General features: G+C 67.9%; 28 protein-coding genes and 1 tRNA gene. 15 read left to right on the plus strand and 14 right to left on the minus strand.

Features of this window, described 5'->3' with window-relative positions:
• Positions 1 to 21 precede the first annotated feature (21 nt).
• The 4 genes from sigM to trxA all read left to right on the plus strand — a co-directional run bounded on the left by sigM (position 22) and on the right by trxA (position 3,156).
• On the plus strand, positions 22 to 726 hold the full coding sequence (sigM, locus tag WH07_RS36920) for an RNA polymerase sigma factor SigM (RefSeq protein WP_079022855.1): 705 nt from the start codon (positions 22 to 24) through the stop codon (positions 724 to 726).
• Positions 723 to 1,691: an anti-sigma factor family protein gene (locus WH07_RS01275; protein WP_046494326.1), complete on the plus strand. Its 969-nt coding sequence runs from the start codon at positions 723 to 725 to the stop codon at positions 1,689 to 1,691. The genes sigM and WH07_RS01275 overlap by 4 nt, the downstream gene beginning before the upstream one ends.
• A 118-nt stretch (positions 1,692 to 1,809) precedes the next feature.
• On the plus strand, positions 1,810 to 2,781 hold the full coding sequence (gene trxB / locus WH07_RS01280) for a thioredoxin-disulfide reductase (protein WP_046494327.1): 972 nt from the start codon (positions 1,810 to 1,812) through the stop codon (positions 2,779 to 2,781).
• 42 nt (positions 2,782 to 2,823) lie between these two features.
• A complete protein-coding gene (trxA, locus tag WH07_RS01285; protein ID WP_046494328.1) occupies positions 2,824 to 3,156 on the plus strand; it encodes a thioredoxin in 333 nt (110 codons plus the stop codon).
• A 168-nt stretch (positions 3,157 to 3,324) separates the two neighbouring features.
• On the opposite strand, the gene WH07_RS01290 is transcribed toward trxA, so the two are convergent.
• From WH07_RS01290 to rpmH, 9 genes are all read right to left on the minus strand, one after another.
• Complete coding sequence (locus WH07_RS01290; RefSeq protein WP_046494329.1) at positions 3,325 to 3,942, minus strand: GNAT family N-acetyltransferase; 618 nt, start codon at positions 3,940 to 3,942, stop codon at positions 3,325 to 3,327.
• A gap of 164 nt (positions 3,943 to 4,106) precedes the next feature.
• Positions 4,107 to 5,210 (minus strand): ParB/RepB/Spo0J family partition protein, encoded by a 1,104-nt coding sequence (locus tag WH07_RS01295; protein ID WP_079022856.1) that lies wholly within the window; start codon positions 5,208 to 5,210, stop codon positions 4,107 to 4,109.
• On the minus strand, positions 5,207 to 6,283 hold the full coding sequence (locus tag WH07_RS01300) for a ParA family protein (RefSeq protein ID WP_079022857.1): 1,077 nt from the start codon (positions 6,281 to 6,283) through the stop codon (positions 5,207 to 5,209). The genes WH07_RS01295 and WH07_RS01300 overlap by 4 nt, the downstream gene beginning before the upstream one ends.
• Before the next feature lie 265 nt (positions 6,284 to 6,548).
• Positions 6,549 to 7,265: a 16S rRNA (guanine(527)-N(7))-methyltransferase RsmG gene (gene rsmG, locus WH07_RS01305; RefSeq protein WP_046494330.1), complete on the minus strand. Its 717-nt coding sequence runs from the start codon at positions 7,263 to 7,265 to the stop codon at positions 6,549 to 6,551.
• A 105-nt stretch (positions 7,266 to 7,370) separates the two neighbouring features.
• A complete protein-coding gene (locus WH07_RS01310) occupies positions 7,371 to 7,880 on the minus strand; it encodes a Jag family protein (RefSeq protein WP_046494331.1) in 510 nt (169 codons plus the stop codon).
• A gap of 14 nt (positions 7,881 to 7,894) precedes the next feature.
• Entirely contained in the window at positions 7,895 to 9,175 is a 1,281-nt protein-coding gene (gene yidC / locus WH07_RS01315) for a membrane protein insertase YidC (protein WP_046494333.1), read from the minus strand.
• Between the two features lie 3 nt (positions 9,176 to 9,178).
• Entirely contained in the window at positions 9,179 to 9,538 is a 360-nt protein-coding gene (gene yidD, locus WH07_RS36925; RefSeq protein WP_079022858.1) for a membrane protein insertion efficiency factor YidD, read from the minus strand.
• Positions 9,535 to 9,906, minus strand: coding sequence for a ribonuclease P protein component (gene rnpA, locus WH07_RS36930; protein WP_079022859.1), 372 nt, complete (start codon positions 9,904 to 9,906; stop codon positions 9,535 to 9,537). Before rnpA ends, yidD begins: the two co-directional genes overlap by 4 nt.
• Before the next feature lie 18 nt (positions 9,907 to 9,924).
• The gene (rpmH, locus tag WH07_RS01325; RefSeq protein ID WP_003949374.1) at positions 9,925 to 10,062 is read right to left on the minus strand and encodes a 50S ribosomal protein L34; all 138 of its coding nucleotides are present in this window, start codon (positions 10,060 to 10,062) and stop codon (positions 9,925 to 9,927) included.
• A 360-nt stretch (positions 10,063 to 10,422) separates the two neighbouring features.
• Between rpmH and dnaA the strand changes: the two genes are divergently transcribed.
• The 9 genes from dnaA (at position 10,423) to WH07_RS01370 (ending at position 23,396) form a co-directional block, all read left to right on the plus strand.
• Positions 10,423 to 12,183, plus strand: a complete 1,761-nt coding sequence (dnaA, locus tag WH07_RS01330; RefSeq protein ID WP_079022860.1) for a chromosomal replication initiator protein DnaA — start codon at positions 10,423 to 10,425, stop codon at positions 12,181 to 12,183.
• A 989-nt stretch (positions 12,184 to 13,172) separates the two neighbouring features.
• A complete protein-coding gene (dnaN, locus tag WH07_RS01335) occupies positions 13,173 to 14,303 on the plus strand; it encodes a DNA polymerase III subunit beta (RefSeq protein ID WP_046494338.1) in 1,131 nt (376 codons plus the stop codon).
• A 78-nt stretch (positions 14,304 to 14,381) separates the two neighbouring features.
• Positions 14,382 to 15,269: a phosphogluconate dehydrogenase (NAD(+)-dependent, decarboxylating) gene (gene gnd, locus WH07_RS01340; protein ID WP_046494339.1), complete on the plus strand. Its 888-nt coding sequence runs from the start codon at positions 14,382 to 14,384 to the stop codon at positions 15,267 to 15,269.
• Positions 15,270 to 15,364: 95 nt separating this feature from the next.
• A complete protein-coding gene (recF, locus tag WH07_RS01345) occupies positions 15,365 to 16,582 on the plus strand; it encodes a DNA replication/repair protein RecF (protein WP_046494340.1) in 1,218 nt (405 codons plus the stop codon).
• Positions 16,579 to 17,172: a DUF721 domain-containing protein gene (locus WH07_RS01350; RefSeq protein WP_046494342.1), complete on the plus strand. Its 594-nt coding sequence runs from the start codon at positions 16,579 to 16,581 to the stop codon at positions 17,170 to 17,172. Before recF ends, WH07_RS01350 begins: the two co-directional genes overlap by 4 nt.
• Positions 17,173 to 17,745: 573 nt before the next feature.
• On the plus strand, positions 17,746 to 19,824 hold the full coding sequence (gene gyrB / locus WH07_RS01355; protein ID WP_046494344.1) for a DNA topoisomerase (ATP-hydrolyzing) subunit B: 2,079 nt from the start codon (positions 17,746 to 17,748) through the stop codon (positions 19,822 to 19,824).
• A gap of 86 nt (positions 19,825 to 19,910) precedes the next feature.
• Positions 19,911 to 22,556 carry a DNA gyrase subunit A gene (gyrA, locus tag WH07_RS01360; protein WP_046494346.1) on the plus strand — a complete coding sequence of 882 codons (2,646 nt, stop codon included), beginning with the start codon at positions 19,911 to 19,913 and terminating at the stop codon, positions 22,554 to 22,556.
• A gap of 87 nt (positions 22,557 to 22,643) precedes the next feature.
• Complete coding sequence (locus WH07_RS01365; protein ID WP_046494347.1) at positions 22,644 to 23,261, plus strand: DUF3566 domain-containing protein; 618 nt, start codon at positions 22,644 to 22,646, stop codon at positions 23,259 to 23,261.
• A gap of 58 nt (positions 23,262 to 23,319) precedes the next feature.
• Positions 23,320 to 23,396: transfer RNA gene (locus WH07_RS01370), tRNA-Ile, on the plus strand.
• Between the two features lie 240 nt (positions 23,397 to 23,636).
• Here the strand turns inward: WH07_RS01370 and WH07_RS01375 are convergent.
• On the minus strand, positions 23,637 to 23,828 hold the full coding sequence (locus WH07_RS01375) for a hypothetical protein (RefSeq protein WP_046494349.1): 192 nt from the start codon (positions 23,826 to 23,828) through the stop codon (positions 23,637 to 23,639).
• A gap of 140 nt (positions 23,829 to 23,968) precedes the next feature.
• Between WH07_RS01375 and WH07_RS01380 the strand changes: the two genes are divergently transcribed.
• Positions 23,969 to 24,922, plus strand: a complete 954-nt coding sequence (locus tag WH07_RS01380) for a hypothetical protein (protein ID WP_046494351.1) — start codon at positions 23,969 to 23,971, stop codon at positions 24,920 to 24,922.
• 7 nt (positions 24,923 to 24,929) lie between these two features.
• Here WH07_RS01380 and WH07_RS01385 read toward each other — a convergent pair whose 3' ends face one another.
• Positions 24,930 to 25,139 carry a hypothetical protein gene (locus tag WH07_RS01385; RefSeq protein WP_046494353.1) on the minus strand — a complete coding sequence of 70 codons (210 nt, stop codon included), beginning with the start codon at positions 25,137 to 25,139 and terminating at the stop codon, positions 24,930 to 24,932.
• Between the two features lie 139 nt (positions 25,140 to 25,278).
• Between WH07_RS01385 and WH07_RS01390 the strand changes: the two genes are divergently transcribed.
• Positions 25,279 to 25,566 carry a helix-turn-helix domain-containing protein gene (locus WH07_RS01390; RefSeq protein ID WP_046494354.1) on the plus strand — a complete coding sequence of 96 codons (288 nt, stop codon included), beginning with the start codon at positions 25,279 to 25,281 and terminating at the stop codon, positions 25,564 to 25,566.
• 44 nt (positions 25,567 to 25,610) lie between these two features.
• On the opposite strand, the gene WH07_RS39460 is transcribed toward WH07_RS01390, so the two are convergent.
• The 3 genes from WH07_RS39460 to WH07_RS40745 form a co-directional block, all read right to left on the minus strand.
• Positions 25,611 to 25,808 (minus strand): hypothetical protein, encoded by a 198-nt coding sequence (locus tag WH07_RS39460; protein ID WP_157877158.1) that lies wholly within the window; start codon positions 25,806 to 25,808, stop codon positions 25,611 to 25,613.
• A gap of 24 nt (positions 25,809 to 25,832) precedes the next feature.
• Positions 25,833 to 26,333, minus strand: coding sequence for a glycine-rich domain-containing protein (locus WH07_RS01395; RefSeq protein ID WP_046494355.1), 501 nt, complete (start codon positions 26,331 to 26,333; stop codon positions 25,833 to 25,835).
• Positions 26,334 to 26,431: 98 nt separating this feature from the next.
• Positions 26,432 to 26,716 (minus strand): hypothetical protein (locus tag WH07_RS40745; protein ID WP_232788662.1); only part of this gene is annotated, 285 nt, incomplete at its 5' end.

Below are 26,716 nucleotides of genomic sequence, written 5' to 3' on the forward strand. Positions count from 1 at the left end.
ACCAGGGGAGGGGGCTCACCGTTGGACGACGTCGCACTCGGCGACACCAGTGACCAGGATCTGCTGAGCGCTCATGTCTCGGGGCACCCTCATGCCTTCGGTGAGCTCGTACGGCGCCACCGCGACCGGCTCTGGGCCGTCGCCCTGCGGACGCTCGGTGACCGCGAGGAGGCGGCGGACGCGGTGCAGGACGCGCTGGTCTCCGCCTTCCGTGCCGCCCATACCTTCCGTGGCCAGTCCGCGGTGACCACCTGGCTGCACCGGATCACCGTCAACGCCTGTCTTGACCGGGCCCGGAAAGCGGCCTCCCGCAAGACCTCGCCCGTGGACGACACGGAACGGCTGGAGCAGCTTCTGGAGCCGCACGAGTCGGCGGAGGCGCCTGCCGAGCGCCAGGACCTCCATCGCGAGCTGCTGGCCGCCCTGGCCAAGCTTCCCGTCGACCAGCGGGCAGCCCTGGTGCTCGTCGATATGCAGGGCTACCCCGTCGCCGAGGCCGCCGCAATCCTGGGCGTACCCACCGGCACGGTGAAGAGCCGCTGTGCGCGCGGCCGGGCCAGACTGCTCCCCATGCTCACCCACCTACGTGGGGACGGCGGGGATAACAGCGGACTCGGCAGGGGAAGGAACCGGACGCCAGGGGTATCCGTCCCACCGGCATCAGGACCTAGGGATTCAGGACCAAGTGATCCTGCTGGAGTGAAGGGCGGAGGTGGGCGCGCATGACATCGACGACCGACATGGCTCAGCACCCGGATGTCTCGGAGATCTCCGATCTGACAGAAGGCCTGCTCCCGCCGCCCCGCGCCACTGAGATAAGGGCCCATCTCAACGGCTGTGCGCTCTGCGCTGATGTCCGTGACTCGCTCGAAGAGATCAGGGGACTGCTCGGTACTCTGCCGGGTCCGCAGCGGATGCCGTCCGATGTGGCCGAGCGTATCGATGCCGCTCTGGCCGCAGAGGCGCTCCTGAACGCGACCGCGCCGGCCGAGGCCACGTATGTTTCACGTGAAACAACGCCTGCCTCTGCGGTGTCCTCCGAGCCGGACGTCTCCCCCGTACCACTGTCACCGGAATCGTCAGGGCCGGACACCCCCCGTACGACCGACCGCCCCGCCGGCCGGCCAAGGGCAGCCACCGGCCCCGGCCGCAGCAACCCTCAGGCGCGCCGTCGCCGCCGTACCGCCGTCCTCGGAGCTGTCTTCGGCACAGCAGCCGTGGGTGTCAGCGTTCTGCTGCTCCAGTCGCTCAACGCGGGCAGCGGCAGCTCCGAGAACCAGGCCGACGCGACTGTCAACTCCACGACAGGCGGCGTCGAAGAATTCTCGGAGGCACGGCTCCAGAGCAGTGTGGACGCACTGCTGGCCTCCGGCACCACTGCCAAAGAGCCCGGGACCAAGCAGGACGGGGAGCTCGATGCCGGGCCCAGGGACCGGAGCGGCTCCAATACTCCCCTGATCCGCCCGCTCTCCCAGGTACCGCCCTGTATCGAGGAGGGCATCGGCCGCACCGAGCCCGTTCTCGCTTCCCAGCAGGGCATGTACGAGGGCAGCCGGGCCTTTCTTGTGGTGCTGTCGCACCCTGTGGACAGCAGCCGGGTCCAGGCCTATGTGGTCGATGCGACCTGCGTCGACAGCCAGCCCCAGGACAAGGGGAAAGTCCTGCTGATGCACTCCTACCCGCGCCGCTGACGACACCTCCCGCGCCATCGGGTCCCTCGGGAATGCGAGACCCTTAGGATCCGTTGGATGGGGTGACAGTCGATGATCCGGCCCCAGTAGTCAGTCTGCAGAGACGAGGAAGAAACCCGTGAGCGACGTCCGTAATGTGATCATTATCGGCTCCGGGCCCGCCGGCTATACGGCCGCGCTGTACACCGCGCGCGCATCGCTGAAGCCGCTGGTCTTCGAGGGCGCCGTCACCGCTGGTGGTGCCCTGATGAACACCACCGATGTGGAGAACTTCCCTGGGTTCCGCGACGGCATCATGGGTCCGGACCTGATGGACAACATGCGGGCACAGGCGGAGCGCTTCGGCGCAGAGCTGGTCCCCGACGATGTCATCTCCGTCGACCTCTCCGGTGACATCAAGACGGTCACCGACACGGCGGGTACGGTGCACCGCGCCAAGGCTGTGATCGTCACGACCGGCTCCCAGCACCGCAAGCTGGGCCTGCCCAACGAGGACAAGCTCTCCGGCCGCGGTGTCTCCTGGTGTGCCACCTGTGACGGCTTCTTCTTCAAGGACCAGGACATCGCCGTGATCGGCGGCGGTGACACCGCGATGGAGGAGGCCACCTTCCTGTCGCGGTTCGCCAAGTCCGTCACGATCGTCCACCGCCGGGACACGCTGCGTGCCTCCAAGGCCATGCAGGACCGCGCCTTCGCCGACCCGAAGATCAAGTTCGCCTGGGACAGCGAGGTCGCGGAGATCCAGGGCGATCAGAAGCTCTCCGGTCTGACCCTGCGCAACACCAAGACCGGCGAGACCTCGGCTCTCCCGGTGACCGGTCTCTTTATCGCGGTGGGCCACGACCCGCGGACCGAGCTGTTCAAGGGCCAGCTCGATCTGGACAGCGAGGGCTACCTCACCGTCGACGCGCCGTCGACCCGGACGAACCTCTCCGGTGTCTTCGCGGCCGGCGATGTCGTCGACCACACCTACCGCCAGGCGATCACCGCCGCGGGCACCGGATGCTCTGCGGCTCTCGACGCCGAGCGCTTCCTCTCGGCCCTCAGCGACCGGGAGAACGCCGAGGCGGAGAAGACCCTCACCGTCTGATCCGCTGACCGACCCACACCCCACAAACCGAAGGAGGCCGCCGTGGCCGGCGACCTGAAGCATGTGACCGACGAGTCGTTCGAGCAGGATGTCCTCAAGAGCGACAAGCCCGTACTGGTGGACTTCTGGGCCGCCTGGTGCGGACCGTGCCGCCAGATCGCCCCGTCGCTCGAAGCCATCGCGGCCGAGCACGGCGACAAGATCGAGATCGTCAAGCTCAACATCGACGAGAACCCGGCCACGGCAGCCAAGTACGGCGTCATGTCCATCCCGACGCTGAACGTCTACCAGAACGGCGAGGTCGCCAAGACCATCGTCGGTGCCAAGCCCAAGGCCGCGCTGGTGCGTGACCTGGAGAACTTTATCGGCGAGTAAGGCGACGACTGTCGGCGCCAATGTTTCACGTGAAACGGGCCCGTTCCCCCGACTGGGGGAACGGGCCCGTTTCCATATCGCTCAGTTCCATACGAGGGAGCCGACGGCCCGGGACCCCGGCCAGTCGGCCTGGGTCATGGGCCGGCCTGTGTCATGAGTCGGCCTGTGTCAGAGGGGGCGCAGGGCGGGTTCCTTCTTCACCGCGCCCAGCAGCCGGTCCAGCGCCAGCTCCACATCTTCCTTCCAGGAAAGCGTGGTGCGCAGCTCCAGCCTCAGCCTCGGGTGCCTGGGATGAGGACGTACGGTCTTGAAGCCCACCGCCAGCAGATGATCCGCGGGCAGCACACAGGCCGGCTCTCTCCAACGCGCGTCGCCGAATGCCTCAATGGCCTTGAACTCCCTCCGCAGCAGATCCTTGGCCACTGTCTGCACCATCACCCGCCCCAGCCCCTGCCCCCGATAGCCCGGCTTGATCCAGGCGGTCATCAACTGGACCGCGTCCGGGGAGACCGGGCTCGTCGGGAAGGCCAGGGAGCGCGGTACATACGCCGGAGGCGCGTAGAGCACAAAGCCCACCGGCAGATCGTCGACATAGACGACGCGGCCGCAGGATCCCCACTCCAGCAGAGCCGCCGAGATCCAGGCTTCCTTCTCCTCCTCGGCTCTGCCGGTCTTTACCGCAGCCTCCCCGCTGACCGGATCAAGCTCCCAGAAGACACACGCACGACAGCGCTTGGGGAGATCCGCAAGGTTGTCCAGCGTGAGCGGTACGAACCGACGCCCCATGAAGGCTGTTCCCCACTTCCTTCTCCTCTGAGGTGATCAAGGTGGATGCGCCATACCAGAACGCATCGTATCCACCCAGAGCTACCTGGCACACCGAGGGACAGCAAAGGGCGGGCTGTGTTCCGGTAAGCATGGAACACAGCCCGCCCGCCGACGCGAGAACATCAGCTCTCGTCGTCGTCCTCTCCGGTGTCCCCCGAGAGCCCCTTGTCCAGGACCCGTCCCTCGCCGGGGGCAAGGGTGCCGAGGATCCGCTCCAGATCGTCCATCGAGGCGAACTCGACAACGATCTTTCCCTTCTTCTGCCCCAAGTCGACCTTCACCCGGGTCTCGAAACGGTCTGAGAGCCGCGACGCCAGATCGGTCAGCGCCGGGGACAGCCGGGCACCGGCCCGCGGCCCCTTCGCCTTGGCGGTGCTCTGAGGACGCGACCCCATCAGGGTCACGATCTCCTCGACGGCACGCACCGAAAGACCCTCGGCCACAATGCGATGCGCCAGCCGGTCCTGCTCCTCGGAGTCGTCCACCGAGAGCAGCGCCCGCGCATGCCCCGCCGAGAGCACCCCGGCGGCGACCCTGCGCTGTACGGGGGGAGAGAGCCGCAGCAGCCGCAGGGTGTTGGAGACCTGTGGCCGGGAGCGCCCGATCCGGTCGGCGAGTTGGTCATGGGTGCAGTTGAAGTCCTTGAGCAACTGGTCGTACGCCGCGGCCTCTTCCAGCGGGTTGAGCTGGGCGCGGTGCAGATTCTCCAGGAGCGCGTCGAGCAGGAGCTTCTCGTCGTCCGTCGCACGGACGATCGCCGGAATGCGCTCCAGACCGGCTTCCCGGCAGGCCCGCCAGCGCCGCTCGCCCATGATCAGCTCATAGCGCTCCGGCCCCACCTGCCGTACGACAACGGGCTGGAGCAGCCCCACCTCCTTGATGGAGGTGATCAGTTCGGCGAGGGCGTCCTCGTCGAACACCTCACGCGGCTGGCGGGGGTTGGGAGTGATGGAGCCGATCGGCACTTCGGCGAAGTGCGCCCCGGCCAGTGGCGCCGGCTCCGGCGCCACCTCGGTCTCGGGTGCGACCGTCTCGGCGTCCGGTACGGCGGCGGCCTGTGGCAGCGAGGTCACCTTGGCGGCGGCCACACCGCGCTCCGCGGTCAGCACCGGAGCCGCTCCCGGGGCCCCCGGGGTCGCTCCGGGGGAGGGCACCTGCTGCTCCTGCGGAGCGGCAGGGATCAGCGCACCGAGCCCACGCCCCAGCCCTCTACGTCGCTCGCTCACTGGATCCCCTCCGACATACTCTGCTGACTGTTCTGGCTGCCCATATGGGCGTGCTGGGCGTCATAGTGCACCCCGACCCCCCTGAGCGCGATCTCGCGGGCAGCTTCGAGATAGGACAGGGATCCGCTGGATCCCGGATCGTACGTCAGCACCGTCTGCCCATAGCTCGGTGCCTCCGAGATACGTACGGACCGAGGGATGCTCGTCCGCAGCACCTCCTTGCCGAAGTGGCTCCGCACCTCTTCGGCCACCTGCGAGGCAAGCCGTGTCCTGCCGTCGTACATGGTGAGCAGGATCGTCGACACATGGAGCGTGGGGTTGAGATGCCCCCGCACCAGATCGACATTGCGCAGCAACTGACCCAGCCCTTCCAGCGCGTAGTACTCGCACTGGATGGGGATCAGCACCTCTGCGCCGGCGACCATCGCATTGACGGTCAGCAGGCCGAGCGACGGCGGGCAGTCGATAAGGATGTAATCCAAAGGCTGCTCGTACGCTTCGATCGCCCGCTGCAGTCGGCTCTCCCGTGCCACCAGCGACACCAGCTCGATCTCCGCACCGGCGAGATCGATAGTGGCTGGGGCACAGAAGAGGCCTTCGACGTCCGGGACGGGCTGGACCACCTCAGAGAGGGGCTTGCTCTCCACCAGGACGTCATAAATCGAGGGAACTTCGGCGTGATGGTCGATACCGAGCGCCGTGGAGGCGTTGCCCTGCGGATCGAGGTCGATCACCAGCACGCGCGCGCCATGGAGCGCGAGCGAGGCGGCAAGGTTGACCGTGGTGGTCGTCTTCCCTACGCCGCCCTTCTGGTTGGCAACGACAATGACACGCGTCTGCTCAGGGCGGGGCAGACCTTCTCCGGCTCGGCCCAGTGCCTCCACCGCCAGTTGGGCAGCACGGCCAATGGGGGTGTCGTCCATCGGGGGCGGTGTTTCACGTGAAACATCCTCCCCCGCCGACTCGGTGCGGGGACCGGGGACCGGATCGGTCATCGGTCCCGCGATGTTGGCGTCGGACCGCAAGGATTCACTCTCCTCGACTTCAGACTCGCAATGAACAGAGCCTGCCATGCTTTCGGGGTCATGAACCAGCGAGGCTGGTGGTTCTGTGGATGAATCCGCCTCTGTGGACAACCCCGTGCCCCTTACGAGGGGCTTTCGGCCGCGTGGGGTAGATGCCGCGCGGCCACGGCTGATGATTCCTTGCAGCAGTGAGCGACGTTTCACGTGAAACACGATGCACGGGCCGCAGGGCTAGATCCTTACGACACTCCGCAATGCGTGGCCATGGCAGCTTGTATGGAGCACGACCCATAGGCAGCAGGGCCGCTACGGCTCAGCGACGGCGCCTCGCACGCCCAGCCCGGGCGGCCTTGGCTCTCTTCGCCGCAAACCGCACCCCGCCAGGGCTCTCCCCTGCCTCGACCCGCACCACGGTGGCCAGCGGATCGACGATGCCCTCCCCGACCTGGAGCACTGAGGTCTTCACCACACCGAGCTTGCTCAGTGCCGCCCGCGCCCCCTTGATCTCCTCCTCGGCGGTGTCGCCCTTGAGCGCCAGCATCTCGCCGTAAGGACGGAGCAGCGGCACTCCCCAGCCCGCCAGGCGGTCCAGCGGAGCCACCGCGCGAGCGGTCACCACATGGACCGACTGAAGCGTGCCAAGGACCTCCTCGGCCCGGCCTCGTACCACCGTGACATGGTCCAGCCCCAGCAGCTCGACCACTTCCTGGAGAAAGTTGGTCCGGCGCAGCAGCGGCTCCAGCAGCGTGATCTTCAGGTCCGGCCGTACCAGCGCCAGCGGAATCCCCGGAAGGCCCGCGCCCGAGCCGACATCGCAGACCATCACGTCCTCGGGCACAACCTCGGAGAGCACCGCGCAGTTCAGCAGATGCCGCTCCCACAGCCGCGGCACCTCACGCGGACCGATCAGCCCGCGCTTGACCCCCGCGTCCGCCAGCAGCTCCGCGTAGCGAACAGCCTCCGGAAAGAACTCACCGAAGACAGCGCGTGCCTCGTCCGGTGCGGGGGGAAGCTCTGCTGCCTCCGTCACGGGAACCGTCCTTCCATACCGAGCCACCGCCCGGTGGCTGACTCACAGGCTGACAAAGATCGGCCCCGCCTGCGGAACAGACGGGGCCGGAAAGCGATGGACCGGTCAGGCCGGGAGCACCACGACAAAGCGCTGGGGCTCTTCACCCTCGGATTCGCTGCGCAGTCCCGCGGCGGCGACCGCGTCATGCACGACCTTCCGCTCAAAGGGTGTCATGGGATTCAGCTTGACCGGCTCGCCGGTGCTCTTCACCTCGTCCGCGGCCTTGGCCCCCAGCTCGGCCAGCTCGGTGCGCTTCTTGGCCCGGAACCCGGCGATGTCCAGCATCAGCCGGCTGCGGTCCCCGGTCTCCCGGTGCACCGCGAGCCTGGTCAGCTCCTGGAGCGCCTCCAGGACCTCGCCATCACGCCCCACCAGCTTCTGCAGATCCCGGGCACCGGAGTCACTGATGATCGAGACCGCAGCTCGGTCGGCCTCGACGTCCATGTCGATATCGCCGTCAAGATCGGCGATATCGAGCAGACCTTCGAGGTAGTCGGCCGCGATCTCCCCTTCCTGCTCCAGGCGGGTCAGGGTGTCGCCCCCCTCGGCGGCGGAGATGGTGCCTTCCGTCACGGATGGACTCCTTCTTACTTCTTGGACGGGTGCTTAGGCCGCTGCTGGCCCTTACGCTGCCCCGGCTTGGCTTGGCGTGCGGAACCGGCGGCGGGCTTGCCCGCCGGCTTGGACTTGGTGTCCTGCGGCTCGTCCTTCTTCTGCAGCGAAGTCTTCGCCACGTCGGCGGTCTCGGAGTCCTTGGCCTCGGCCGACTTGTCCGTACCCGGGTGGGCGGCAGCGGCGGCCTGCCGCTGCGCCTTGGTCTGGCGCTTCGGCTGCTGCCTGCGTGCGGCGGCGCCGGACTCGGCCTCGGCGGCGGTGGTCTCGCTCTTGTTCACCGTGCCGTCGGCCTGCGCGGCCAGGCCCGCCTTGGCCAGGCCCGTCACGAACTTGCGCTCGTTGTCATTGCGGTCGGGCCCCTTGGCCACGATCGCCTTGACGACATTGCGTTTACGACGGGACCGGACCTCGCCATGGGCCGTGATGCTCTTCAGCAGACGCTCCAGGTAGTGGTCCTGCGCCTTGCTGCCCGGCGTCGGGTTCTGGTTGATCACATACATCTGCTGGCCCATGGTCCACACGTTGGTGGTCAGCCAGTAGACGAGAACACCGACGGGGAAGTTGATGCCGGTGACGGCGAAGATCAGCGGGAAGATGTACATGAGCATCTTCTGCTGCTGCATGTACGGCGTCTTGACCGTCAGGTCGACGTTCTTGGTCATGAGCTGGCGCTGGGTGTAGAACTGCGACGCCGACATCAGAACGATCATGATCGCGGTGACGACCCGTACATCGGTCAGCGAGGCGCTCAGGGACGCGACCTTGTCACTGCTGTCCGTGAACTTGGCGGCCAGCGGGGCACCGAAGATATGCGCCTGGCGCGCGCTGTCCAGCAGCGACTGGTTGATCACACCGATCGTCTTGCCGCTCGCGATGCTGGAGAGCACGTGGTAGAGCGCGAAGAAGAAGGGGGACTGCGCCAGAATGGGAAGACATGAGGAGAGCGGGTTGGTACCCGTCTCCTTGTACAGCTTCATCATCTCTTCGGACTGGCGCTGTTTGTCGTTTTTGTAGCGCTCCTGGATCGCCTTCATCTTGGGCTGGAGCACCTGCATATTCCGGGTCGACTTGATCTGCTTCACAAAGAGCGGAATCAGACAGATCCGGATCAGCACCACCAGGGACACGATGGACAGTCCCCAGGCCCAGCCTGTGTCGGGGCCGAAGATCGTCCCGTACAGCGCGTGGAACTGGACGATGACCCAGGAAACAGGTGTGGTGATAAAACTGAAGAGACTGGCAATCGTGTCCACTAATCAGGCTCCTTGAGCGTTGGGCGAGGTCTCTGCGGCTGGACTGGGAGTGTCGGGGGCCGATCCCCCTGAAGGCACGCCAGCGGCGGAGTGCCCGTCCTTACTGCCGCGCCACGCATTGCGCAGCAGTTCGTGCCACCGTGGGCGTTTGCGGGGTGGGACATGGTCCACACCGCCCGGCGACCACGGATTGCACCGCAGGATGCGCCAGGCGGTCAGCGCCGTTCCTTTCACCGCGCCATGCCGGTCGATGGCCGTGTACCCGTAGTGCGAACACGACGGGTAGTACCGGCAGACGGGCCCGAGCAGGGGGCTGATCGTCCACTGGTACAGCTTGATCAGAGCCAGCAGCGGGTATTTCATCGCGCGCCCCCTCCCAGCAGCCGCCGGAGAGCGGCGTCCAGGTCTTGGGCCAGTTGTGCATGATCGGCGTCACCCGCTCCGGGCAGCGCCCGTACGACAACCAGGCTACCGGGGGGCAGCTCGGGCAGTCGTTCGCGTATGAGGTGACGGAGTCTGCGCTTCACCTTGTTACGGACGACGGCGCCGCCCACGGCCTTGCTTACGACGAAACCCGCACGCGGCGGGGAGGCGCTCTCCCCAGGCGCGTGCGGGTCCATGGCACCGCTGCGTAGATGGACGACAAGAAGCTGGCGTCCGGCCCGGCGTCCTCGGCGTACCGCGGCCGCGAACTCCTCGCGCCGCCTCAGCCGATTCTCGGTAGGCAGCACGTCATGACCTGGTGACGATCAGGCGGACAGTCGGGCGCGACCCTTGCCACGGCGGGACGCGAGAATCGCGCGGCCGGCGCGGGTACGCATCCGCAGCCGGAAGCCGTGGGTCTTGGCGCGACGACGGTTGTTCGGCTGGAAGGTGCGCTTGCTCACTCGGGGGCTCCAGAAATGATTGTGTGATGGCGGGACATCGCCTGGCTGTCACCGTGCGCCCACGAGTAGCTCGCGTTCACGCCCGAGTGCACCGCTTCACAACCACAGATCGTGATCTTTGCCCATCGGAGGCAGGCGGCAGCAGCCATCGACAACTCGACCTGGTCACGGTACGCGCGGCTACGCCATCCGGTCAAACCAGCACTGTGCCCGGCCCCATTGTGCACAGGCTGTGGACAACAACTTGAACCACATGGGTGCCCTGACTACCGTGGCGGGACTCCGGCTTCCTTTCCTGCCGGTCTTCCCATCCCGTCCCGAGAACCACATATTCGTGGGACCTGCGAGAGAGCGTGCCCTGTGGCTGACGTACCTGCCGATCTTGCCGCAGTGTGGCCACGAGTGCTGGAGCAGCTCCTCAGGGAGGGCCAGCAAGGCATCGAGCCCAAGGACAAGCAGTGGATCGAACGCTGCCAGCCGCTCGCGCTCGTGGCCGACACCGCGCTGCTGGCCGTCCCCAATGAATGGGGAAAGCGCGTCCTTGAGGGCCGGCTCGCCCCCCTCATCAGCGAAACACTGAGCCATGAGTGCGGCCGGCCCATCCGGATCGCCATCACCGTCGACGACTCCGCGGCGGATTCCGCGCCGCCGGCCCCCGCCGTACCGCAGCAGCACCGCTACCAGGGGCCGTCCCACGACGAGCAGCGGCAGAGCGACACGTACGACGGTTACGGCCCCCGGCCCTCGGACGACGGCATGCCTTCCGTACGCCCGGCCTACCCGGACTACCAGCAGCAGCGCCCCGACGCCGGCGCCTGGCCGCGTACCCAGGAGGACCTCTCCTGGCAGCAGCCCCGGCTCGGCGGCTACCAGGAGCACGACCCGTACGCCACCGTCCGCCCGCAGCAGCAGCACGACTACCGGCAGCCGCAGGGGCTCGACTCCTCGCCGTACGAGCAGCGCCCCGACCGGCGCGACCTCCAGGAGCCGCCGGGTCCGCGGCACGGCGGCGCGCCCGGCGGTCCGCACAGCGGGGTGCCGGGACCGCTCGGCGCCCAGCCCGCTCCGGCGCCGGGGCCCGGCGAACCGCATCCGCGGCTCAACCCCAAGTACCTCTTCGACACCTTTGTGATCGGCGCTTCCAACCGCTTCGCGCACGCGGCGGCCGTCGCCGTCGCCGAGGCGCCCGCGAAGGCCTACAACCCGCTCTTCATCTACGGGGAGTCCGGGCTCGGCAAGACCCATCTGCTGCACGCCATCGGGCACTACGCCCGCAGCCTCTATCCGGGCACGCGTGTCAGATATGTCAGCTCCGAGGAGTTCACGAACGAGTTCATCAACTCGATCCGTGACGGCAAGGGCGACACCTTCCGCAAGCGGTACCGCGATGTCGACATCCTTCTGGTCGACGACATCCAGTTCCTGGCGAGCAAGGAGTCGACGCAGGAGGAGTTCTTCCACACCTTCAACACGCTGCACAACGCCAACAAGCAGATCGTGCTGTCCTCGGACCGGCCGCCCAAGCAGCTCATCACGCTTGAGGACCGGCTGCGCAACCGCTTCGAGTGGGGGCTGACCACCGATGTCCAGCCGCCCGAGCTGGAGACGCGTATCGCGATCCTCCGTAAGAAGGCGGTACAGGAACAGCTCAACGCGCCCCCCGAGGTGCTGGAGTTCATCGCTTCCCGTATCTCCCGCAACATCCGCGAGCTGGAGGGCGCGCTGATCCGGGTCACCGCGTTCGCCTCGCTGAACCGGCAGCCGGTGGACCTCGGGCTCACCGAGATCGTGCTCAAGGATCTGATCCCGGGCGGGGAGGACCTGGCCCCGGAGATCACCGCCGCCGCCATCATGGCCGCGACCGCGGACTACTTCGGTCTGACGGTGGAGGATCTCTGCGGCTCCTCGCGGAGCAGGGTGCTGGTGACGGCGCGCCAGATCGCGATGTATCTCTGCCGCGAGCTGACCGATCTCTCGCTGCCGAAGATCGGTGCGCAGTTCGGCGGCCGCGACCATACGACGGTGATGCACGCGGACCGGAAGATCCGCGCGCTGATGGCCGAGCGGCGCTCGATCTACAACCAGGTCACCGAACTGACGAACCGCATCAAGAACGGCTGAGACAGACGGCAGTCGAGGCCGGACCGACGCGTCCGGCGAAGGGCTGACGCAGCCGGCTAAAGGCTGACGCGGCCGGCTGCCAAGGGCCGGCACAGCGGCGGCGCACGGACCGCTGGCGAGGGCGCCCGGGGACATCTCCCGGGCGCCCTTTGCCGTACTCCGATGCCGTACTCCGAGCGGCTCAGCGGCCCCACCCGAGGCACGCCGGCGGGGCCGTCGCGCGTCGGCGCTGCCTCAGGGCCACCTCAGCTCCGTTCGAATACAGGGCAGGTCACGGGTGTTCTCCACAGATTGGGGAGAAATTTTCCGTCCACAGCCTGGGGACTGCGAAGTTGTCCAGATACTGTCCACAGGCTCGGCCGCCCGGGAACCATCGAGCCAGGTCAGCCCCCTGTGGAATTGTGCGTGACGCCGCTCCACAGCCTGTGGACAGAAAAATCTTCCACAGGACGGGCCCGAGGTTGTCCACCGGCAACCCACAGGCCGGCCCGCGTTGCCCACAACCTGTCCACACCCCTGTCCACTGTTCGGCAACGAAACGCCCGGCGTCGCTGGATCGAGTGAAAGGCGTCACACCGGGAAGGCGGATTGGGCTGTGGGGAACCTGGGTAAAGCTGGGGACAGGACTGGGGAGAAACTCCTGTGGCCTGTGCATGGGCTGTGCACAACTTTTGGCTGTCCACAGAATCGTCGAGTTGTCCACGGCGCGGCCCACAGGGCCGGTGGATAAAAAATCAGGTCTGACCTGCGCAAACGACGTTATCCACGGTTTCCACAGGCCCTACTACTACTCCCACTTAGAGTTAGCTCGGAATCCGTTTCGAAGCAGGGCCTGTGCACAACTCGGCCTCGGAGCCTCCTCCGCCTCCGGCACCGACTTGACCCGCGACCGCACCGGCTGTCGGTGCCGTACGTCAGACTGGTCCCCGGCATCACAGCCGACGACGAAGGCCAGCAGGGCGAGCCAGCAACAGCAGGAGGCGGTTCCGGTGAAGATCCGGGTGGAGCGCGATGTACTCGCGGAGGCGGTGGCCTGGGTGGCCCGCAGCCTTCCGGCCCGTCCGCCGGCGCCCGTCCTTGCGGGCCTTCTGCTGAGGGCCGAGGACGGCGCGCTCAGCTTCTCCAGCTTCGACTACGAGGTCTCGGCACGGGTCTCGGTGGACGCCGAGGTGGAGGAGGACGGCACGGTCTTGGTCTCCGGCCGGCTCCTCGCCGACATCTGCCGCGCGCTCCCCAACCGCCCCGTGGAGATCTCCACCGACGGTGTACGGGCGACGGTCGTCTGCGGCTCCTCCCGCTTCACGCTCCACACGCTTCCCGTGGACGAGTACCCGGCGCTGCCGCAGATGCCGACGGCCACCGGCACCGTCCCCGGTGAGGTCTTCGCCTCCGCCGCCTCCCAGGTCGCCATCGCCGCGGGCCGCGACGACACGCTGCCGGTGCTCACGGGCGTACGGATCGAGATCGAGGGCGACACGGTCACCCTGGCCTCCACCGACCGCTACCGCTTCGCGGTCCGTGAGTTCCTCTGGAAGCCCGAGTCCCCCGACATCTCCGCGGTTGCCCTGGTGCCCGCCAAGACGCTGCTGGACACCGCCAAGGCGCTCACCAACGGCGACACGGTCACGCTGGCGCTCGCCGGGGCCGGTGCCGGTGAGGGGCTGATCGGTTTCGAGGGCGCCGGGCGGCGCACCACCACGCGGCTGCTCGAAGGCGATCTGCCGAAGTACCGCACGCTGTTCCCCACCGAGTTCAACTCGGTCGCGGTGATCGAGACCGCTCCGTTCGTCGAAGCCGTCAAGCGCGTGGCCCTGGTCGCCGAGCGGAACACCCCGGTGCGGCTCAGCTTCGAGCAGGGCGTGCTCATCCTGGAGGCCGGTTCCAGCGACGACGCACAGGCTGTGGAGCGGGTCGACGCGCAGCTCGAGGGCGACGACATCTCCATCGCCTTCAACCCGACCTTCCTGCTGGACGGTCTGAGCGCGATCGACTCCCCGGTGGCCCAGCTCTCCTTCACCACCTCCACCAAGCCGGCGCTCCTCAGCGGCAGGCCGGCCGTCGACGCGGAGGCGGACGAGGCGTACAAGTACCTGATCATGCCGGTACGCCTGAGCGGTTGACCCCACAGGTGAGTGGCCGGGTCCGGGCGTAGGCTCGGATCCGGGTACGAAATCGCCTCAACGCTTAAGGAATGCCTGATGGAGCTCGGTCTCATCGGTCTCGGCAAGATGGGCGGCAATATGCGCGAGCGCATCCGTCGCGCAGGCCACACCGTCATCGGATACGACCGCAATCCCGACCTCGCCGATGTGCACAGCCTCCAGGAGCTGGTCAGCAAACTGAAGGCGCCCCGGGCGATCTGGGTCATGGTCCCGGCCGGTGCCCCGACCCAGGCGACCATAGACGAGCTGGCGGCCCTGCTCTCGCACGGCGATGTCGTGGTCGACGGCGGCAACTCCCGCTGGACGGACGACGAGAAGCACGCGGTGGAGCTGGGCATCAAGGGCATCGGCTTTGTCGACTGCGGTGTCTCCGGTGGTGTCTGGGGCCTGGAGAACGGCTACGCGCTGATGTACGGCGGCACTCCCGAGCATGTGGCGCAGGTGCAGCCGATCCTCGACGCGCTCAAGCCCGAGGGCGACTTCGGCGCCGTACACGCCGGCAAGGTCGGCGCGGGCCACTTCGCGAAGATGGTCCACAACGGCATCGAGTACGCCATGATGCAGGCCTACGCCGAGGGCTGGGAGCTGCTGGAGAAGGTCGATTCGGTCACCGATGTCCGGGAGGTCTTCCGCTCCTGGCAGGAGGGCACGGTCATCCGTTCCTGGCTGCTGGACCTCGCGGTCGACGCGCTGGACAAGGACGAGCACCTGGACCGGCTGCGGGGCTTCGCGCAGGACTCCGGCGAAGGCCGGTGGACGGTCGAGGCGGCGATCGACCACGCGGTGCCGCTGCCCGCGATCACCGCGTCGCTGTTCGCGCGGTTCGCGTCCCGGCAGGACGATTCGCCGCAGATGAAGATGATCGCGGCGCTGCGCAACCAGTTCGGCGGGCACTCGGTCGAGACGAGCGAGCCGAACAAGTAGCACGCGGAACGAACAAGCAGCACCTGGCACAAGAAACAGCGGAAACGACGGACGAGTCGTAGAAGCAGAGCACCGGGGGAGGCCCACGCACACCCATGCACGTCACGCATCTGTCGCTGGCCGACTTCCGCTCCTACGCCCGGGTCGAGGTCCCGCTCGACCCGGGCGTGACCGCTTTCGTGGGGGCGAACGGCCAGGGGAAGACCAATCTGGTCGAGGCGGTGGGCTATCTCGCGAGCCTCGGCAGCCACCGGGTGTCGTCGGACGCGCCGCTGGTACGGATGGGTGCGGACCGTGCGGTGATCAGGGCCGCGGTCACCCAGGGCGAGCGGTCCCAACTGGTCGAGCTCGAACTGAATCCCGGTCGCGCCAACCGGGCCCGTATCAACCGGTCCTCGCAGGTCAGACCGCGTGATGTGCTGGGGATCGTACGGTCCGTGCTGTTCGCGCCGGAGGATCTGGCGCTGGTGAAGGGCGATCCGGGCGAGCGCCGCCGGTTTCTGGACGAGCTGATCACGGCCCGTTCGCCCCGGATGGCGGGGGTGCGCTCGGACTACGACCGGGTGCTCAGGCAGCGCAACACCCTGCTGAAATCCGCGGCCATGGCGCGGCGGCACGGCGGGCGCGGCATGGATCTGTCGACGCTGGATGTGTGGGACCAGCATCTCGCGCGCGCGGGCGCGGAGTTGCTGGCGCAGCGGGTCGATCTGATCGCCACGCTCCAGCCGCTGACGGACAAGGCGTACGAGCAACTGGCGCCGGGGGGCGGCCCGGTGGCGCTGGAGTACCGTTCCTCCGCCCTGGACGCTTCCGCCTTGGACGCGTCCGCCCTCGCGGCCTCCGACACCTCGGGCACCCCCGCCGACGGCCCCCGACCGGGCCCGGGCCCCGATGCTGCTCCGTCCGCCCATACCCGCGACGAGTTGTACGCCCAGCTTCTGGCCGCGCTGGCCGGGGTGCGCAAGCAGGAGATCGAGCGGGGCGTCACGCTGGTCGGTCCCCACCGTGACGATCTGCTGCTCAATCTGGGCCGGATGCCCGCGAAGGGTTACGCCAGCCACGGCGAGTCCTGGTCGTACGCGCTGGCGCTGCGGCTCGCTTCGTACGATCTGCTGCGCGCCGAGGGCAATGAGCCGGTGCTGGTACTGGACGACGTGTTCGCCGAGTTGGACGCGCGGCGCCGGGAGCGGCTCGCGGAACTGGTCGTTCCGGGCGAGCAGGTGCTGGTGACCGCGGCGGTGGACGACGACGTTCCGGGGGTGCTGGCGGGGGCCAGATTCCTGGTGGCGGACGGGGCGGTGGAGCGCGTATGACCGACTTCGGAGGGCCGGGCTTCGGAGGAGCCGAGCAGCGGTCCGTGGAACCCGCCGGGGCGGCGGCGCGCCCGGCCGTCCCCGAGTCGTCGGGAGTGGATCTGGCGCGGGTCGCGCTGCGGGCCGCCAAGGAGCAGGCGCGCGCCCGGGGAGCCGCCGTACAGCAGAAGAAGCAGGCCAGACGGGGCGGCGGGCTCCGTTCGGGAGCCGGGGCCGACGGCCGCGATCCGCTGCCGCTCGGCGCGGCGATCAACCGGCTGATCACCGAGCGGGGCTGGGAGACACCGGCCGCTGTCGGCGGGGTGATGGGCCGCTGGCCGCAGATCGTCGGCGAGGACGTGGCGAAGCACTGTGTGCCGCAGCGGTACGACGACGGCAGGGACGAGCGGGTCCTGACGGTCCAGTGCGATTCGACGGCCTGGGCGACCCAGCTCCGGCTGCTGGCGCCCCGGCTGGTGGCCCGGCTGAACGAGGATCTGGGGCAGGGCACCGTACGGATGATCAAGGTGCTGGGGCCCGGCGGGCCGTCACAGCGGTACGGCCGGCTGCGCGCCCCCGGGAGCAAGGGCCCGGGCGACACCTACGGCTGAGATCCGTACGTACCGCGCCCCCACGCGCCCCCCCAGCACCCAGGCCCACGGCATCCCGTACCGAGGCCTTCGTTGTCCCGCTCCCGAACCCGCGAAGCGAACCGAAGCACCCGCGGCGCCCGGACCGCCGCCCATATGTCCGCTCTCTCGTCCGCCCTCTCCCCGTACACCCGGCCGTACAGGTCTCCCACCCGTCCAGGTGAACTACCTCACCAGCCTTGACCAAGCGCGCGCCCCTGTCATGCGCCCCCGTCACCCCCAGCGACCCTCCGAACGCGCCTGTGACCTGCGGAAGCGCCCCGTCGGCCCGAGGTGTCCCTCACCGTAGCGGGAGGTTGACAGCCCGAAGCGCTCAATGCCCGTGTGAGCCTCTTGGAGCCCCTTCCCGAATATGGGGAGTCGGCAGGGGCTCATTCGGGGCGGCACATGCGGACTCAGGTACCGGCAAACCCCCATTCGGGTCGGCGCTACCGGTAGACTGATGGGAAATCCCGCTGCGCTTGCGGGAACCGTCAACAGATGCTGTCACAAGCCGAACGACGCAGCCGCTCCCGCTAGCTCGGAGAACGGCCTGTGCTGTGCCAGAAAGGGCGCTTCGTGGCCGATTCCGGCAACCCCAATGAGAAGACTCCGTCCACCGCCACTGGTGAGAACGGCGAGGTCACCGCCTCGTACGACGCCAGTGCCATCACCGTTCTCGAAGGCCTTGACGCGGTTCGCAAGCGGCCCGGCATGTACATCGGCTCGACGGGTGAGCGTGGACTGCATCACTTGGTGTACGAGGTCGTCGACAACTCCGTCGACGAGGCCCTGGCGGGGCACGCGGACACCATCGACGTCACGATCCTCGCCGACGGCGGGGTGCGCGTGATCGACAACGGGCGCGGCATCCCGGTGGGCATCGTCCCGTCCGAGAACAAGCCGGCCGTCGAGGTCGTGCTCACGGTGCTGCACGCGGGCGGCAAGTTCGGCGGTGGCGGGTACGCCGTCTCCGGCGGTCTGCACGGCGTGGGTGTCTCGGTCGTCAACGCCCTGTCGTCGAAGGTCGCGGTGGAGGTCAGGACCGACGGTTACCGCTGGACGCAGGACTACAAGCTCGGTGTGCCGACGGCCCCGCTGCTCCGCAACGAGGAGACGGGCGAATCCGGTACGTCCGTGACGTTCTGGGCCGACCCGGACATCTTCGAGACCACCGAGTACTCCTTCGAAACGCTGTCACGCCGTTTCCAGGAGATGGCCTTCCTCAACAAGGGGCTCACCCTGACCCTGACGGACGAGCGCGAGTCGGCCAAGGCCGTCGCGGGCGCCGATGTCGCGGGCGCGGACGTCACGGAGGGCCCGGAGGCGGAGACCGCGCGTACGGTCAAGTACTACTACGAGGGCGGCATCGTCGACTTCGTGAAGTACCTGAACTCGCGCAAGGGCGAGCTGATCCACCCCACGGTCATCGACGTCGAGGCCGAGGACAAGGAGCGGATGCTCTCCGTCGAGATCGCGATGCAGTGGAACGCGCAGTACAGCGAGGGTGTGTACTCGTTCGCGAACACGATCCACACGCATGAGGGCGGTACGCACGAAGAGGGGTTCCGGGCCGCCCTGACCGGTCTGGTCAACCGGTACGCGCGCGAGAAGAAGCTGCTGCGCGAGAAGGACGACAACCTCACCGGTGAGGACATCCGCGAGGGTCTGACGGCGATCATCTCGGTGAAGCTGGGCGAGCCCCAGTTCGAGGGCCAGACGAAGACCAAGCTGGGCAACACCGAGGCGAAGACCTTTGTCCAGAAGGTCGTCCACGAGCACCTCACGGACTGGTTCGACCGCAATCCGAACGAGGCCGCGGACATCATCCGCAAGTCGATCCAGGCCGCGACGGCCCGGGTCGCGGCCCGCAAGGCACGGGACCTCACCCGCCGCAAGGGCCTGCTGGAGAGCGCGTCCCTGCCCGGCAAGCTGAGCGACTGCCAGTCGAACGACCCGTCGAAGTGCGAGATCTTCATCGTCGAGGGCGACTCCGCCGGCGGCTCGGCCAAGTCCGGCCGCAACCCGATGTACCAGGCGATCCTGCCGATCCGCGGCAAGATCCTGAACGTCGAGAAGGCGCGGATCGACAAGATCCTCCAGAACACCGAGGTCCAGGCGCTGATCTCGGCGTTCGGCACCGGTGTGCACGAGGACTTCGACATCGACAAGCTCCGCTATCACAAGATCATCCTGATGGCGGACGCCGATGTAGACGGCCAGCACATCAACACGCTGCTGCTGACCTTCCTGTTCCGCTTCATGCGGCCGCTGGTCGAGGCCGGGCACGTCTATCTGTCGCGTCCGCCGCTCTACAAGATCAAGTGGGGCCGGGACGACTTCGAGTACGCCTACTCCGACCGCGAGCGCGACGCCCTGGTCGAGCTGGGCAAGCAGAACGGCAAGCGCATCCGCGAGGACTCGATCCAGCGCTTCAAGGGCCTGGGCGAGATGAACGCCGAGGAGCTGCGCGTCACCACCATGGACATCGACCACCGGGTGCTCGGCCAGGTCACCCTGGACGACGCGGCCCAGGCCGACGACCTGTTCTCGGTGCTGATGGGCGAGGACGTCGAGGCACGGCGGTCCTTCATCCAGCGCAACGCCAAGGACGTCCGCTTCCTCGACATCTGAGTCGGTCACCGCTGACGGATCCCAGCCGACGGATCCGAGATCTCAGCCGACGGATTCGAAAAGGCCGAAAGGAACACTGACCAGCAATGGCCGACGAGAACACCCCTGACACCCCCGGCACGCCCGCCGTGCCCGACGCCGCGGCCCCGGAGACCGCCACCGCGGTGGAGGGCCTGGCCCTGCGCGTGGAGCCGGTCGGGCTCGAGACCGAGATGCAGCGCTCGTATCTCGACTACGCGATGTCCGTCATCGTGTCGCGCGCGCTGCCGGACGTACGGGACGGTCTCAAGCCCGTCCACCGGCGTGTGCTGTACGCGATGTACGACGGCGGGTACCGGCCCGAGAAGGGCTTCTACAAGTGTGCCCGTGTCGTCGGTGACGTCATGGGTACGTACCACCCGCACGGCGACTCCTCGATCTACGACGCGCTGGTCCGGCTGGCGCAGCCGTGGTCGATGCGGATGCCGCTGGTGGACTCCAACGGCAACTTCGGCTCCCCGGGCAACGACCCGGCCGCGGCCATGCGGTACACCGAGTGCCGGATGATGCCGCAGTCGATGGAGATGCTCCGTGACATCGACGAGGAGACCGTCGACTTCACGGACAACTACGACGGCCGCAACCAGGAGCCGACGGTCCTGCCGTCCCGGTTCCCGAACCTGCTGATCAACGGCTCGGCCGGGATCGCCGTCGGTATGGCCACGAACATCCCGCCGCACAATCTGCGGGAGGTGGCGGCCGGCGCGCAGTGGGCGCTGGAGCACCCGGAGGCCACGCACGAGGAGCTGCTGGACGCGCTCATCGAGCGGATCAAGGGCCCGGACTTCCCGACCGGCGCCCTGGTGGTCGGCCGCAAGGGCATCGAGGACGCGTACCGTACGGGCCGCGGCTCGATCACGATGCGCGCGGTGGTCGAGGTCGAGGAGATCCAGAACCGGCAGTGCCTGGTTGTCACGGAGCTTCCGTACCAGACCAACCCGGACAACCTCGCTCAGAAGATCGCCGATCTGGTCAAGGACGGAAAGATCGGCGGCATCGCGGATGTCCGCGACGAGACGTCCTCGCGTACCGGACAGCGGCTGGTCGTCGTCCTCAAGCGGGACGCGGTCGCCAAGGTGGTCCTGAACAACCTGTACAAGCACACGGATCTGCAGACCAACTTCGGCGCGAACATGCTGGCGCTGGTCGACGGCGTGCCGCGCACGCTCTCGCTGGACGCGTTCATCCGCCACTGGGTGACGCACCAGATCGAGGTCATCGTCCGCAGGACCCGGTTCCGGCTGCGCAAGGCCGAGGAGCGGGCGCACATCCTGCGCGGTCTGCTCAAGGCGCTGGACGCGATCGACGAGGTCATCGCGCTGATCCGGCGCAGCGACACGGTCGAGACCGCGCGTACGGGCCTGATGGGCCTGCTCACGATCGACGAGATCCAGGCGAACGCGATCCTGGAGATGCAGCTCCGCAGGCTGGCCGCCCTGGAGCGGCAGAAGATCGTCGCCGAGCACGACGAACTCCAGCAGAAGATCAACGAGTACAACGCGATCCTGGCCTCGCCGGAGAAGCAGCGCCAGATCGTCAGCGAGGAACTGGCCGTCATCGTCGACAAGTTCGGCGACGACCGGCGCTCCAAGCTGGTGCCCTTCGACGGCGACATGTCCATCGAGGACCTGATCGCCGAGGAGGACATCGTCGTCACCATCACGCGTGGCGGCTATGTGAAGCGTACGAAGACGGACGACTACCGCTCGCAGAAGCGCGGCGGCAAGGGCGTACGGGGCACAAAGCTCAAGGAAGACGACATCGTCGACCACTTCTTCGTCTCGACGACCCACCACTGGCTGCTGTTCTTCACCAACAAGGGCCGGGTCTACCGGGCGAAGGCGTACGAACTGCCGGACGCCGGCCGGGACGCCCGGGGTCAGCATGTGGCCAATCTTCTCGCCTTCCAGCCGGACGAGCGGATCGCCGAGATCCTGGCGATCCGCGACTACGACGCCGTGCCGTACCTGGTCCTGGCGACCAAGGCCGGCCTGGTGAAGAAGACCCCGCTCAAGGACTACGACTCGCCCCGGTCCGGCGGAGTCATCGCGATCAACCTCCGGGAGACCGAGGCGGGCGCGGACGACGAGCTGATCGGCGCCGAACTGGTGTCGGCGGAGGACGATCTGCTGCTCATCAGCAGGAAGGCGCAGTCGATCCGCTTCACCGCCACGGACGACGCCCTGCGCCCGATGGGGCGTGCCACTTCGGGCGTGAAGGGGATGAGTTTCCGCGGGGGCGACGAACTGCTGTCGATGAATGTCGTCAGGCCCGGTACGTTCGTGTTCACCGCCACGGATGGCGGGTACGCGAAGCGAACCGCGGTGGACGAGTATCGCGTCCAAGGCCGTGGTGGTCTCGGAATCAAGGCCGCCAAGATTGTGGAGGACCGTGGATCTCTTGTCGGCGCGCTGGTGGTCGAGGAAACGGATGAGATCCTTGCCATCACCCTCGGCGGCGGTGTGATTCGCACGCGAGTCAACGAAGTCAGGGAGACGGGCCGTGACACCATGGGCGTCCAACTGATCAATTTGGGCAAGCGCGATGCCGTCGTGGGTATCGCGCGCAACGCCGAGGCGGGCCGCGAGGCGGAAGAGGTCGACGGGACAGAGGACCCGGGGGCCGATGAGGCGGGCGCGGCCGAGGTCGTCGCCGGGGGCAATCCGCCCTCGGCCGGGGAGCACGAGGAGTAAAGCGTGAGTGGAGCCACGGGCGCCGGATCGGCCGCTTCCGGAGCGAACGGTGCCCGTGGCCCTGCCACGGACTCCCAGGGGGTAACGGTGACCGATACCCGGGGGCACCAGCCCCCGTACGAAACCTATGGCGCTGAGCAGTCGCAGCCGGCCGCGCAGCCGTATCACCCGCCGCAGGCGTATCCCACGCCGGGCGGAGGGACCCAGGCGGGACAGCCGGGGCCCCAGCAGAACATGGCAGGTCCGGGCGGTCCGGGTCCGGGTGCGATGACCGGGCCCGGGGCCGGGGGCACGGCGGTACGCAGGCCGAGGACCGGCGCGCGCACCACTCCGCGTACCCGCAAGGCGCGGCTGCGGGTGGCGAAGGCCGATCCGTGGTCGGTGATGAAGGTCAGCTTCCTGCTCTCCATCGCGCTCGGCGTGTGCACGGTCGTGGCGGCGGCCGTGCTGTGGATGGTCATGGACGCGATGGGCGTCTTCTCGACGGTCGGCGGGACGATCAGCGAGGCCACGGGCTCGAACGAGAGCAATGGTTTCGATCTGCAGTCGTTCCTGTCGCTGCCGAGGGTGCTTCTCTTCACGTCCGTCATCGCGGTGATCGACGTGGTTCTGGCGACCGCCCTGGCGACGCTCGGAGCCTTCATCTACAACCTGTCGGCGGGCTTCGTGGGCGGTGTCGAGCTGACGCTCGCCGAGGACGAGTGAGCAGCGGGTATCGATTTTGGGGCTGGCCCTGAAGTGCGCTAATCTTCAGGGGCAGCGCGGGGCTATAGCTCAGTTGGTTAGAGCGCATCCCTGATAAGGATGAGGCCACAGGTTCAAATCCTGTTAGCCCCACCAGACTCGCGTAGCAGGTCAGAGGCCCTGTAGGTGATTTTCATCTACAGGGCCATCTACATTTCGAGGGAGCACTACCCCGCTACTGCCCCGTAACTTGCAGGAACTTCCTGGCCCCTTCGGGCTATCGCTCTGGCGCAAGTGCGCGGCTACCCTTTCGCACAAAGCCCCCCTGCCGAATACAGCGGCAGGGGGGCTTCGCCGTCCAGCCGGGGCCTCCCGAACCCGGCCGGAGGTCTTGTGTCAGCCCCAGCCGGCATCGTCCTGGGTGAGGGCGGCGTCCGGGGTGGTCGTCGGGGCGGAGCCCCAGCCGGCGTCTGTGGTGACGGTCACGGTCTGGGATGCCTCATCGGCCGACGCGGTGGCGGCGGGCACGATGGCGGCGGCGAGTGCGAGCAGAGATGCGACCGCGAGGCGGTAGGCCGTCCTGGGCATAGCGATCCTTTCGATAGCACTTCGAACACGCATGCGGGCGAGTGACTGAATGTCAGCGTGCCATGCGAGACGCGTGATATCCAAGGGGTCGCGGCTGCGAGTTTGTGCCGCGGCACGTTTGTGCATCGCGAGGGGGGAATATGACAAGCGCATCGGACCTGCCACTCACAGCAGAAGACGAGGACACCTATCGGATCATCGCCAGCGGCGGTGACCCCGGAGACCGGCCCGTCGAGCGCCTCGTCAGCCTTGGGCTCGTCTCCCCCAGCGCCTACCAGTCAGACACCTGGATCCCTCACGACCCCCGCGGAGTCGCCTCACGCCTCCGGGCCCAGCATCAGAAGGACCTCAGCCGGGCTGTAGACCAGATGGGCCACCTACCCGCTCTTGAGGCCCTGCACCTACATTTCGACCCGCACAGGTGGTACGGCGGCCCAGGCAGCGAGTTCCTCGGGAGCCCGGCCGAGATGAACGCGCGCGTCGGAGAGGTTGTGGGCAACGCGAGCCAGGAGCTGTGCACGGCGCAACCCAGCGCCCCGGATGAGCGAGACCCGGCAATAGTGCGGCAGGGCGTCGCCCGCAACGTGGGAGCCCTCGCACGCGGGGCAGAGGTCATGACCCTCTACACGGCCCTCGCCTACGGCGACGAGCAAACCCGGGCATCGGTCGAGGAGATCAGCGCCGCTGGCGGCCAGGTGCGCATCAGCGCGGAACCTTTCCAGCGGATGATCATCGTGGACGGTGAGCACCTGTTCATCGACAACTTGGTCGTCGACGGCGCCGAAACGCACTCCGGCTGGCACGTCTCCGACCGGGCTGCGGTGGCCGTGGCCCGCCAGACCTTCCAACTCGTCTGGGATCGGAGCACCCGCTGGCACGACCTGCGCCCCGCCCCGGCCAGTGGCCTGACAGAGCGTCAGGAGGCCATTCTCCGCTCGCTGGAGATGGGGGACTCCCAGGAGCAGGTCAGCGCGCGGACCAAACTCGGCAGGCGCACCGTGGCCAAGGAGTTGGCGGCGGTGAAGGTCGCGCTCGGGGCCCGATCCGTGCCCCAGATCATGGCTTGGTGGGGGCAGCGGCAGCGCCGGGACTGAGCCGGGGTCAGTCCGGGTCGGCCAGGGCGGCAGCTACCTCGTCCGGGGTTGCCGGCCGCACCTGGTTTGTGGGCACGGTCCACTCCTCCCCACCGGTCACCGGCTGGAGAACGGCTACGTTGCCATCCGTTCTCAAGCGTCGGCCGACGGCGCCCGTGCGCGTATCGACGACGGCCGGGTGGCTGAGGCGGCTCCGCCAGTCGGGCAGGTCGGTCATGCGTCCCTCCGGGTGGGCAGGTAGTTCATCGGGCGGTCTCTCCGCTGCCCGTCTGCACAGGGCACGGTAGGGCGTCCGGTCTCTTCTAGCGACAACTTAGGTACTGACTGGGGATTGCCGGGCGCACAGCGTGTGCAGGATGCCCCGCCGCCGCACTCCCCGACCCGCCTGGGTCGTCGCCCAACGCCGCGCCCTCGGCCACCGCATCGCGGCCCTACGTGCTGCCCGCGGGCTTAGCCAAGACCAGCTCGCTGACCGTGCCGGACTGGAGCGCCGCAGCATCCAGAGGTACGAGGGCGCGGTGTCGGATCCGCAGTTCTCGGACCTTGTGCTGATCGCGGCCGGGCTGGGCATCGCGATTGAGGATCTGGTGCGGGAGGAGGGGCCCCGGCCGGGTGCTGGGGACGCGGACCGGCCGGGGTGGTAGAAGATCTCCGGCCGCCTGTGCGACCGGAGATCCCGGGTACTCCGTTACACCGTTGAGGCTCCGCCTCCGCAGCACAGGCACGGCACGGTGACAGGCCCCTGGCTGGTGGCCATCGTCACGATGCCGTTGCCCTGGCAGCGGCCCGTACGCCGACGTTCAGGGCGCCGTGCCGCCACGGCTCGCCACCGGGCACGGAACTCGGCAACGGCGGCCTGCTGCTGCTCGCGTCCAGGTGTGCTCATGGCAGAACTGTAGGCGGCCCGGACTCAGTTCGGTCCGGATTCGCAGCTCGGTGCATCGCACGGGTGATCCTCGCAGGGACTTGGGCTGTGCTGGCAGTCGGCCGCCACGGTGACGGATCGATCCTGCGCGGGCAGCCAGAGTTCCGGGTCGGTCGCGAAGCCCGCAGCCACGATCGCGGCCTGGGTGCGTTCGAGGATGCCGGGCGCGCGGTCGGCGTCCGGGGCCTGGGGGACGTGGTGGACCGTACTGCCGAGGCTCTTGCAGAGGCGCGTGTAGGTGCGGGTGTGGAGGATCAGAGCGTGCCATCCCTCGTCGACCACGCGCGACGGTGCCGGGGCGAATCCAGGGCGGCTGGCAGAAGTGGCCACGAACTTCAGGGCCTCCAGGACAATGCGCCGGGCGAGCGTGTTGTCCATGCCGGGGTTGGCACGCAGGACGGTCGAGACGACGCCGGCGAACTCCTCGTCTGTCAGAAGGGATCGGGCGTCCCGTATCGCGGGCGCCTGAGCAGCGGTGATACTCATATGTGCCTCCTGTTTTCGGATGGGTGGTGAGCCGCTGGCCGGAGTCCTGGCAGGGATGCGTCCGGCCGGCGGCGGGGTTCGTCGGTGCGACCCGCTGATCAGTTCCTGTTGGCGGCGTTGTTCTGGTTGTCGTCCCGGTCCTCATCCGGGGTGTGGTGACGCATATGCCGGTCGACCAGAAACCCCTGATTGCGGGTCGCGCTCTTGGTGTCCTTGGAATCGCGCCGGACCGTGTTCTTCGCGGCCTTGACGGTGTCCTTTTTCTTGGTCACGCTTCGGGTCTCCCGTTCTGATGGATGGGTGGTGACCCGCTCCCGGCCGGAGTCCTTGCCGGGATGCGTCCGGCCGGGGCGGGGGTCAGTGGGGGTGGTGCAGAACGGGAG

Origin of the sequence: Streptomyces odonnellii, from assembly GCF_000981895.1 — a bacterium.
Taxonomy (GTDB): Bacteria; Actinomycetota; Actinomycetes; order Streptomycetales; family Streptomycetaceae; genus Streptomyces; species Streptomyces odonnellii.